15 protein-coding genes are annotated in these 9669 nt (G+C 65.8%); 11 read left to right on the top strand and 4 right to left on the bottom strand.

Annotated elements, in window-relative coordinates; translation table 11 throughout:
* From AB1281_RS24700 to AB1281_RS24650, 11 genes are all read left to right on the top strand, one after another.
* Positions 1-2087, top strand: a 2087-nt coding sequence (locus AB1281_RS24700; RefSeq protein ID WP_430347279.1) for a helicase-related protein, incomplete at its 5' end; no start/stop codon positions are given.
* Positions 2041-2361 (top strand): hypothetical protein, encoded by a 321-nt coding sequence (locus AB1281_RS24695; RefSeq protein ID WP_430347278.1) that lies wholly within the window; start codon positions 2041-2043, stop codon positions 2359-2361. The genes AB1281_RS24700 and AB1281_RS24695, both read left to right, overlap by 47 nt.
* A complete protein-coding gene (locus AB1281_RS24690) occupies positions 2322-2696 on the top strand; it encodes a hypothetical protein (protein WP_430347277.1) in 375 nt (124 codons plus the stop codon). The genes AB1281_RS24695 and AB1281_RS24690 overlap by 40 nt, the downstream gene beginning before the upstream one ends.
* Before the next feature lie 4 nt (positions 2697-2700).
* Positions 2701-3132 carry a hypothetical protein gene (locus tag AB1281_RS24685; RefSeq protein WP_430347276.1) on the top strand — a complete coding sequence of 144 codons (432 nt, stop codon included), beginning with the start codon at positions 2701-2703 and terminating at the stop codon, positions 3130-3132.
* Positions 3087-3449 carry a hypothetical protein gene (locus tag AB1281_RS24680; protein WP_430347275.1) on the top strand — a complete coding sequence of 121 codons (363 nt, stop codon included), beginning with the start codon at positions 3087-3089 and terminating at the stop codon, positions 3447-3449. The genes AB1281_RS24685 and AB1281_RS24680 overlap by 46 nt, the downstream gene beginning before the upstream one ends.
* Positions 3368-3769 (top strand): hypothetical protein, encoded by a 402-nt coding sequence (locus AB1281_RS24675; protein WP_430347274.1) that lies wholly within the window; start codon positions 3368-3370, stop codon positions 3767-3769. The genes AB1281_RS24680 and AB1281_RS24675 overlap by 82 nt, the downstream gene beginning before the upstream one ends.
* Entirely contained in the window at positions 3738-4406 is a 669-nt protein-coding gene (locus tag AB1281_RS24670; protein ID WP_430347273.1) for a hypothetical protein, read from the top strand. The genes AB1281_RS24675 and AB1281_RS24670 overlap by 32 nt, the downstream gene beginning before the upstream one ends.
* Complete coding sequence (locus AB1281_RS24665; RefSeq protein ID WP_430347280.1) at positions 4340-5983, top strand: PLxRFG domain-containing protein; 1644 nt, start codon at positions 4340-4342, stop codon at positions 5981-5983. The genes AB1281_RS24670 and AB1281_RS24665 overlap by 67 nt, the downstream gene beginning before the upstream one ends.
* Positions 5980-6102, top strand: coding sequence for a hypothetical protein (locus tag AB1281_RS24660; RefSeq protein ID WP_430347272.1), 123 nt, complete (start codon positions 5980-5982; stop codon positions 6100-6102). Before AB1281_RS24665 ends, AB1281_RS24660 begins: the two co-directional genes overlap by 4 nt.
* A 5-nt stretch (positions 6103-6107) precedes the next feature.
* Positions 6108-6476, top strand: coding sequence for a hypothetical protein (locus AB1281_RS24655; protein WP_430347271.1), 369 nt, complete (start codon positions 6108-6110; stop codon positions 6474-6476).
* A 76-nt stretch (positions 6477-6552) separates the two neighbouring features.
* On the top strand, positions 6553-6921 hold the full coding sequence (locus tag AB1281_RS24650; protein WP_430347270.1) for a hypothetical protein: 369 nt from the start codon (positions 6553-6555) through the stop codon (positions 6919-6921).
* Here AB1281_RS24650 and AB1281_RS24645 read toward each other — a convergent pair whose 3' ends face one another.
* The 4 genes from AB1281_RS24645 to AB1281_RS24630 all read right to left on the bottom strand — a co-directional run.
* A complete protein-coding gene (locus AB1281_RS24645) occupies positions 6922-7242 on the bottom strand; it encodes a hypothetical protein (RefSeq protein WP_430346144.1) in 321 nt (106 codons plus the stop codon).
* A gap of 64 nt (positions 7243-7306) precedes the next feature.
* Positions 7307-8758 (bottom strand): recombinase family protein, encoded by a 1452-nt coding sequence (locus tag AB1281_RS24640; protein WP_430347269.1) that lies wholly within the window; start codon positions 8756-8758, stop codon positions 7307-7309.
* A 293-nt stretch (positions 8759-9051) separates the two neighbouring features.
* Positions 9052-9294: a hypothetical protein gene (locus AB1281_RS24635; RefSeq protein ID WP_180853795.1), complete on the bottom strand. Its 243-nt coding sequence runs from the start codon at positions 9292-9294 to the stop codon at positions 9052-9054.
* Positions 9291-9669 (bottom strand): DNA cytosine methyltransferase (locus AB1281_RS24630; RefSeq protein ID WP_430347268.1); only part of this gene is annotated, 379 nt, incomplete at its 5' end. The genes AB1281_RS24635 and AB1281_RS24630, both read right to left, overlap by 4 nt.

The following is a 9669-nucleotide window of genomic DNA, read 5'->3' as shown; positions in this document are numbered from 1 at the left end:
GCATCCTGAACTCGATCCAGATCCAAGCCGACCGTGCGTCGCGGCCTGGCGCCATCCCGTTCGAGGAACTGGGGATCGACATGGTGCTGGTGGATGAGGCCCACGAGTTCAAGAAGCCGCCGTTCACTACCAAGATGCGCATGAAGGGCTTGCAGACCCAATCCTCAGCGCAGTCGATTGGACTGAACTTCCTCACGCGCTACGTCCGCACCAACAACAACGGCAACAACGTGCACCTGTTCACGGGCACCCCGGTCACGAACACCATGACCGAGGTGTTCCACCAGATGCGGTACGTGATGGCGGAGGAGATGGAGGCGGCCGGCGTCGACCAATGGGACGGCTGGTTCGGATCGTTTGCGCGCGAAGTGCAGGATGTCGAGCTGAACGCGGCTGCCGAATACGAGGCGGTCACCCGCCTGGCCGCCTTCATCAACGTGCCCGAACTGCGCCGGATGGTCGGGCAGTACATGGACGTGGTGTTCGCCGATGACATGCCGGAAATGCGGCCGCGCCGCACGGCCTCTGGCAAGCGGCTGGGCGACAAGACCTTGACCGAGGCCGAGAGCGCTGAGCTGCTGAACGGCCGCACAGAAGGGGCCAAGGACCGGCCGTACAAGAAGGTGGTTGTTGAGACGGCAGACCTGACGGCGCCGCAAAAGGCTGCCTTCGAGCGCATCCAAGGGTATGCCCGCTCCTGGCGGGGCATGACCAGCAAGGCCCGAAAGGAGGCCATGCTCGCCGGCTTGCCCGAGTCGCCCATCATCACCGAAGGGCTGGCGAACAAGGCAAGCCTGGATGTTCGCCTGCTGGACGGCGAGAAGTTGGCCGGCCAAGAGGGCCGCGCGGAGGATGACCCGAACAGCAAGGCCAGCCGCCTCGTGCGTAACGTTGCGGACCTCTACCGCAGCCATCCGGAGGCGAATCAGGTCATCTTCACCGAGCTGGGGATCTCGACCACCGCCACCCGCAAGGTGGGCCCGGTGGGAGCGCGCATGGACCAGCGCTACAAGGTGTTCTCCACGATCCAGGACGTGGTGGCTCGTCTGGTCGAGCAGGGCATCCCGCGCGACCAGATTGCCCTGGTGGATGGATCGACCAGCAAGGAAAAGCGCAAGGAAGTTGCCGACCGCATGAACCGGTCGGAAATCCGTGTGGTCATTGGCAGCACCGCATCGCTGGGTGTCGGCGTCAACATGCAGCGCAATCTGCGGGCCATGCACCATCTGGACGCACCGTGGATGCCCGGCGACCTCGAGCAGCGCAACGGGCGCGGTCATCGACAGTGCAACCAGTGGAACACGGTGCTCGAGTACCGCTACCTGACGGACCGACTCGATGGCCGCCGCTGGCAGGTGCTCGCGGTGAAGGATCGCTTCATCAAGGCGTTCCTGCGCTCCAAGGGCGATGAGCGAGTAATCGAGGGAGAGGCGGCAGCGGAGGAGCAGAGCGACATCCTGCAGACCTTTGCGGAGGCGGCTGGCGATCCGCGCATCCTGATCCGGGAAAAGCTCCGCAAGAAGATCGAAGGCCTGCAGTCGAGGGAGCGCCTGCACAGCCGCGGCATCGCTGATTCGCAATCCAAGATTCGCTCGATCAGTAACCGTGCGGACCGCAATGAGGTGGTGCTTTCGAAGATCGAAAAGGCCGGCGCGGTTGACGCCGTGGACACCTTGGTGGCGATGAATGCCGGCAAGGGCTTCTCCATGGACGTTGACGGCAGGGCCCATGCCGACCGGAAGGAAGCGAGCGAGGCGATCGGGAAGTGGATCTCGGCCAACATGCGTGTTGGTGATGCCCGGAGCGAGTGGCCACCTTCGGCGAGTTCCGGTGAAGGCCATGTGGGACCGCTACGCGGAGGTGCCGCACCTGGTGCTGGATGTGCACGGCGTCGAGATAACGTCGAACCAGCCCACCGTGGCGAGCCTGGAGGCAGCGCTGCGCCGCTACCCGGTCGAAGTGCGGGAGCTGGCCGAAGGCATCGCCGAGGATCGCGCGACGGCGGAGCGGTTGCGCAAAGCCACGACGGAGCCCTTCCACATGGGCGACCAGCTCAAGGCGGCCGAGAAGGCGCTTGTGGAGCTTGAGCGCGACATTCAGGCCAATCCGGTTCCACCGCCGGCATGGCTCCGCAGCGGCGCTCCCGTCGAGACCGAGGTGGTTTGGAACGGCAAGACGTTCGAGGTGACCGGCCACCGGTGGACCGCTGACGGCTGGTTCGTGGTTGGCCGCGACGCACGCGGCGAGGTGGCCATTCCGTACGCGGAGGCGACCGACGGCCAGGGCATGCCGCTGTACGAGCCGCGCACTTCGAATCCCCGGTGCTGGTCGACAAGAAGGCGGCACCGGCTGAGGCCGTGAAGCTGTCACGGCCGGCTGAGGTCGCCCCCCGCGGCATTTCGGCAGCCCAGGCCAAGAAGGCGATCGGCACGGTGACTGCGAAGTGGGGCAGCGAGGCGCCGGCGGTGGTGGTGCTGGAAAGCCATGCCGATCTGCCAGCACGGGCAAAGAGCGATCCCGAGCACGTGAGCGCGGAGGGGTTCTACGACGACTCGACCGGGACCGTCTATCTGGTGGCCAACAATCTGAGCAGCCCGCAGCGCGCTCTGCAGGTGCTGTCGCATGAGGCGGTGGGCATTTTGGTATCGAAGCCATCACCGGCGACCGCACGTGGGCGGACTTGCGCGGACGATTGACCGCATGCGGGCCGGAGGAAAGCACGCCGCCCTGTTTGCTGAGATCGACCGCCGCTACCGTGGCGCGAATCGGGAAATCGGTATCCGCGAGGCCGTGGCCGTTATGGCCGAAAAGGGCGTTCGCAACAGCGTGATCGATCGAGCCGTCACGGCGGTGCGCAACTTCCTGCGGCAGCTCGGGTTCACGCTGCAGTTGAGCGAAGCGGAGCTGAGGCAGCACCTGGTCGCGGCGTCGCGATATGTCCGAGGCGGAGCGCGTCCGCGCGCGAGCAGTGCAGGTGCTGGCCTGGCCTTCTCCCGCACTGCCGGCGACCTCAACCAGTCCATCCCGGTAGTCGATGTCACGGTGGGCGACATATCGCCGGACCTGCCGCCGAAGGAGGCCGTCGCGTGGCTCGCGACTACCTGGTGCGCATGCGCGATGCCGGCACGGTGATGCACAACGACGACAAGGGCTGGGACATCGGCCTCACCCGTCGTTCGATCAATGAGCTGGTGAGTTTCCGACCCGAGAAGCTGCTGCTGGTGCCGGCGCTGCCGCAGATCACGAAGGCGGCGGTACTGGGACGGTCACGCCCGAACGCGGACACGTCTGCGGTGAACCCGTCTGGCGATTCGGTGGTGGCCTATCACGACTTCTACGCACCGTCCGGATCGGCGACGACCTGCGTGTGGCCCGCGTGGTGGTGCAGGAGCAGCGCAACGGGAAGTTCGCCTACGACCTGCAGCAATCGGATGTTCTGGAAAACGTAAGCCCCGCAGAAGCCGTGCGCGAACCCGGTCACATCCAAGGCGCGTCACGGCCCACAACGGGGCTCACGGCGCTGACCCTATCGCAGTTGCGGGATGCGGTCAATTCCGTGGATCGCCCCGGTTGGGTTATGTCAAGACCCGATCAGGTCCGCAGCCCCGAATTCAGGGAGTGGTTCGGTCGGTCGCAGGTGGCCGATGCCAGCGGCGATCCGAAGGTCGTGTACCACGGTACCGGCGAGGAGTTTCTGGTCGTTCGATCCGGCAAGGCTGGGCCGTTCTACCGGGCACATGACGGCGCCACTGGGCTTCTTCTTCGATGAGAGCAAGGCGAAGGCGAAGCGGTACGCCGAGAAGGCCGCAGACGGTGTTCCCGCCGATGAGCGCGTGATCGACGCCTACCTGTCGCTGCAGAATCCCAAGCCCATGACCCTCGATCAGTTCCTCGCTGTCGATTCCTTCGAAGAGGCGAAGGCGCTTCGCTCGGCCCTCAAGGCTGAGGGGCATGACGGTATCCACCTTGCTGAAATCGGGCAGTGGATCGCGTTCGAGCCTGGTCAGGTGAAGTCGGCCACGGCCAACACCGGCGCGTTCAATTCGCGTAACGCCGACATGCGCTATTCGAAGCCCGATCCGGAGGCCACTGTTGCGGCCGTGGATGCCGCGTTGGGTGGACCGTCGAGCCGTGTGGCGGACAAGCTGAAAGCGATGTTCAGGGGGCTGAAGCCCGAGAATCTCCGCGAGAACACTCGGCCGGCCTGGCTCGGTGCGCTGACCTTGCGGCATCTGGCCGAGCTGGGCAGCGACTTGCATCTGCAGCAGGTCGCGGCCTACGCGGACCGAGTGCAGCAGATGGCTACCGACCGCAACATCATGCAGGAGGAGGCCGCAGGATCGCGGATTCCTGGGAGAAGTTCCAGCGCAAGGACCGCGCCGGGGCTGATGCGACCGCGAACCTGATGCACGACACCACGATCGAGGGTGTCGACCCGTCCCAGGACTATGTGCCGTTGCGTACCGGCGCCACCCGCCGCGGTCCCGACGAGATCGTCACCCCTTCCAGCATCGAGCGCCGTAAGGCCTCGGTGGCAGAGGACATGCGCCAGGCGCGATCGTCGGAGGCTGTGGGCCGCCTGGAGGCCGAGCTGCAGGCACTGGATGACTTGCTCGCACAGGAGCAGGCTCGAAAGGCGGTCTACCCCGAGTTGGTCCGGCGCTTCCTGGCGCTGCCGGCCGCCGGCCAGCAGCTCTACCGCACCGCCAAGCAGGCCTACGTCCGCCAATCGGAACAGATGGAGCAGGCCCTGATCGACCGCATCGAAGCACTGCAGGCCGACCGGAAGTCCAAGGCGACGATGGTGAGCCAGATCCGACAGCAGTTCGAGTCGGCGCGTTTGAATGGTCCCTACTTTCCGCTGCAGCGCTTCGGTCAGTTCTGGATCTCCGCCACGGACGCTGCTGGCGAGCCTGCCTTCCTGATGTATGAGAAGGTCGAGCAGTGGCGGGAGGCACAGCGGGAGCTACCCGCGCGCGGCTTCACCGTGAAGAAGGCGGGCCGCAAGCTCGATGAGGCCCGCAGCCTGGCCGGTGCCAGCGGCGGCTTCATGGCCGACCTGCAGGAGCTGCTGGCCAACGCCGGCATTGACGAGAGCACACGCGACGACGTGTACCAGCTCTACCTGCGCACGTTGCCGGAGCTGTCGGTGCGAAAGCACCAGATCCACCGCAAGGGCACGGCCGGCTACAGCGCAGACGCCCTGCGGTCGTTCTCGTCAAACCTCTTCCACGGTAGCTTCCAGGTCGCGCGGCTTCGCCATGCCCACGAGCTGGACGCCGATTTGAAGGACATGAAGGCAGCCGTTGACCGGTTGACCGAGAGCGATCCGGAGCGCGCGGCCAAGGGGGCGGCGCTCTATAGCGAAATGAACAAGCGGCACGAGTGGGTGATGAACCCCAAGGACTCCAAGACGGTCAGCGGGCTGACTTCGCTGGGCTTCGCCTGGTACCTGGGCACCACGCCGGCGGCCGCGCTGGTCAACCTGTCGCAGACGGCCATCGTTACCTTCCCGGTGCTGGCCGCCCGCTTCGGGGTCGGCAAGGCGTTCTCGGCCCTGTCGTCCGGGATGGGCCTTGCGCTGCGCACCGCGACGGGCGACATCACCGGCAACCTCAATGCGGAAGAACGTGCGGCGTACCACGTCTGGCGCACGTCGGGCGCGATCGACAAGTCCCAGGCACACAACCTGGCTGGCCTGTCGGAAACGGACACCCGCGCCTTTAACCCTGCGGTGCGCAAGGGCATGCAGGTGATCTCCTGGTTGTTCCACAAGGCGGAGGTAGTGAACCGAGAGGCAACCGCGTTGGCGGCCTTCCGCCTTGCGCGCCAAGGTGGCCAGACGTTCAACGAGGCGGTGAAGTACGCCGGTGATGTGGTGACGGAGAGTCACTTCGACTACAGCAACGCCAACCGCGCGCGCTTCATGCAGAGCAACGCAGCCAAGGTGCTGCTGCTGTTCCGGCAGTACAGCCTGACATGACGTGGTTCCTGTGGAGAAACCTGTACCAGTCGATCAAGGGCCAGGCACCGGAGGTCCGCCGCGAGGCGCGCACGAAGCTGGGTGGGGTGCTCGGCATGACTGCCTGTTCGCTGGCCTGATGGGCATGCCGCTGACCTCGGTGATGTTCGGACTGGCTGATGCCGCGGCGTCGGCGTTCGGCGATGACGACGACGAGCCGTTCGATTCGGAGGTGGCGTTCCGCAACTTCCTTGCCGATCTGCTGGGCGCGGATGCGGCCAGAATCTTGGCAAAGGGGCCGGTCGACTACTTCACCTCGGCCAGCATCGGCAGCCGCGTGAGCCTCAACGATCTGTGGTTCCGCGAGCCCAACCGCGAGCTGGAAGGCAAGGAAATGGCCGACTATCTGCTCGAGCAGGCCGGTGGCCCGTTGTTCGGCGGGATGCTGGTCAACACGCTGCGCGGCCTGCACAGGTCCAAGAGGGGCACACCTGGCGCGGCGTCGAGACGATGATGCCCAAGGCGGTCAAGGACGGCATGAAGTCGGTCCGCTACACCACTCAGGGCGTCAACACCCTGCGCGGCGACCTGTGATCGAGGATCTTGGGGTAGGCGGTTCGCTGTTGCAGCTCGCGGGATTCTCGCCTGCGAGCCTCAACGAGCGGTATGAAGGCATCAACGCGGCCAAGAACTACGAAAAGCGCCTGCTTGACCGCCGCTCATCGCTGCTGAATGCCTACGCGATGGCGTGGCGGGCGGGTGACGCCGATACGGTCACGAAGGTGTTGGGCAAGATCCGCTCGTTCAACGAGGCTCAGCCGGAGCTGGCGATCAACACGTCCACCATTCGCGACTCGCTGCAGGCCCGCATGCGTTACAGCTCCCGAGCTGAGGGTGGCGTTGTGCTGAACCCGAAGATCGCTGACAAGGCGCGGGAGGAGGCGCGCTTCGCCGAATAGTCAGCGCCTGGGGCGGAGCATCCTCTCGGCAATGATCGGGAGGGTGCATTGCCTGGGGTCGGCAGGATGCCCGACGTAGCCCGTCGGGCACCCGCCGAAGAAGCCGCGCTTCACGAACTGCGGCACGTCTTTTTCACAGCGATCCACATTCGCCGCCGGCGCGTGCTGGCCGTCGGGGCACACCTTGAAGCACGACTTGCCGACCGGCTTGAAGCCGGCAGCGCACTTCGGCTGCGCGTAGCGCGCATATGGGTTTGGTTCTTCGGCAGCGGCAGCGGTGGCAGCCAGAGCCAGGGCGAGCGCGGCGATGATGCGGAACATGACGATCCTCCTGATGTCAGGAGCGAATGATCGCCGGGCGCGGCCGGCGTGTCGAATCGTTCCGCTACAGCGGCGCTGGCAGCGCCTCAGTGGTCAGCTCCTCGCCAGCCCGCCATTCGCCGGTCTGCCGGTCAACGTGTAGCACCCGCGTGCTGCCGCGCTTGGCCACCAGCACCAGATCGATGGTTCCCTTCCATGACCGGGTTTGGACGGGCTCTATCCCGCGATGGTAGATGGCGATTCGCTCGAATGTATCTGCGACCATCTGGCGAGCCTTGATACGGGCGTCATAGTCGAGCGCACGCACACCCTCCACCAGATCGGCCCAGGCCTGCGCCAGCGCCGGCGGCGGCGTGGCGGCAGCGCTGGCCAGCTCGTGCTCGAGCGCGTCTACCTCGGCCTGCTGGCCGGCCAGCGTCTCTTCCAGCTCGCGGGCGCGGCGCATGAATGCAGCCGGGGCCTGGCCGGCGGCCGCCGAAAGCAGAGCATCGGTCACTTTTTCGATCTTGGCGGTGGTGTCGGCGACGGCCGCGCGGGCCACTGCGAGTTGACCGCTGATGCTGGCCTCCCGATTGCCCCCCTCGTGAAGCCGGGTCAGGTTCATCTGGTCGGCGCAGAAGGTCATGAGCGCGTGCTCGATCGGCACCACACTGCAGCTCCCGGAAACCGCGCAGCCCGAGCCCTGGGAGTTTCCGACGCAGATCATGCGGCGGTGCCCATGCTGCGGTTGCCCATCCGCCCGTCGACTGCGATTCATCAGATTCTGCGCGACCATGGCCGAGCCGCAGTATCCGCAGTAGGTGACGCGCATGCCGGCGATCAGGCTGGGGATCTCGCTGGTGCCCTTGCGGCGGATGCGCTGGCCGGCGACGTGCTGCAGGTCGGCAAACTCCTCCGCCGTCAGCAGGGGCGGGTAGTAGCCCGGCAGCCGGTACTCCTGCCCCTCCACCTCGAGCACCTTCTCGCCCACCAGCGCCCGGTTGCGGACGATCTTGTAGAGCTGGCCGGCGGGGTTGCCCCCGTTGGTGATCTGCAGTCCCTGCTCCTCGAGGGCGCGCATGATGGTGACCGCGCCGTTGCCCTCGCGGAACATGCGGACGGCCAGCCGAACGGCCTCGGCTCGATCCGGCACCAGCTTGAACTCGCCGGGCTTGGTCAGTTCCAGCCAGTGCGGGTCACGCCCGTTCCGGATGACCCCGCGCCAGGTGCCGGCGATCCAGCCCTGGCACTGCCGGTGGATTGCGGCGCGCACGCGCTTGCTCTTGGTATCGGACTCTTCGTGCGCCCGGATCATCACCAGGAGGCTGTAGACGAGATCCATGGGCTGGGCCTTGAGTCCAGCCCTGTTGTACTCACGGCCATCGCTGGCGGTCACCACCGTGATGCCGGCGTTGATGATCTGCGCCAACTGGGCCTGAGCCTGAATGGGCTCGGCGCGGCTGAGGCGGTCCAGGCCCTCCACGATCAGCACCGACCCGGAGGGGATCCGTCCCTCATCTATGGCCGCCAGGAACACCCGAGGGCACCCTTTTTCACGTGGCGCTGGTGGTAGGCGGAAAGGCCCTCGTCCTGCATGGAAAGGGCCGAATCCAGGGTCATTCCGTGCTCGGAGGCCCAGCGGCGAGCGTACTCGAGCTGGCGGTCGGCACTGCTGCCGGCCGCCTGCTTGGGATCACTGAAGCGCAAGTAGCTGTAAACTCTCGCCTTTGTAGCCATAGAGCCAGGTGTCGCAGTGTCGGATCGCAGGAGTATAGGGTTTATTTCTTTAGGGTGCCCTAAAGATCGCTAAAATATACTCCTGCTGCCGGGTCACTTCTTCGCGCCCGGCTTCTGCAGCACCCGCATGTGGCCCTCGCCGATCAGGAAGTTTCGGTAGGCCAGTACCGATGCTTCCCACGCAGCCTTCGCCACCTCCGGACCGGCAGCCAGCACGCGGCCATCCGCGTCCAACACTGCCAACGATGCAGGTCGGCCGTCGGCGCCCACCACCGTGATGCCCTCGAACACCACCGCAGAAATGACTGGTGGACCCTGTTCGTTGTCGCACTTCATGCCGCGTCCCTCATCAAGCTCATCACCAGGGCCTTCGCCGTGCGGTTCGGTACTGCGTTGCCGATCTGCTTGGTGATCTCGGTGGCGGTACCGGCGAAGTCGTAGACCTCGCCCTCGTCATCGAACGACGTGGCGCGGGCAAGTTCGCGCCAGTGCAGCATCCGGTAGTTGATGTCGATCACCACCTCGTCGGCCAGCTCGGCGGCCGGCTGAGCGAGCTGCACATGCCCGCTCGCGGTAACCGTGGGCATCGGGTTATCGACGCTGTGCGTGCGTGGAGTCTGCCCCGGCGCTTCACCGAAATTGGGCACCAGGAAGGGCTGGGCGAGTGCCAGCGACTCCGATGTGGTGATGGTGGCGAGCGGATCGCTCACC

The sequence above is a fragment of the Stenotrophomonas sp. NRRL B-14846 genome, from assembly GCF_050473585.1.
Lineage (GTDB): Bacteria > Pseudomonadota > Gammaproteobacteria > Xanthomonadales > Xanthomonadaceae > Stenotrophomonas.
This window is presented reverse-complemented; position numbering and strand designations above follow the sequence as displayed.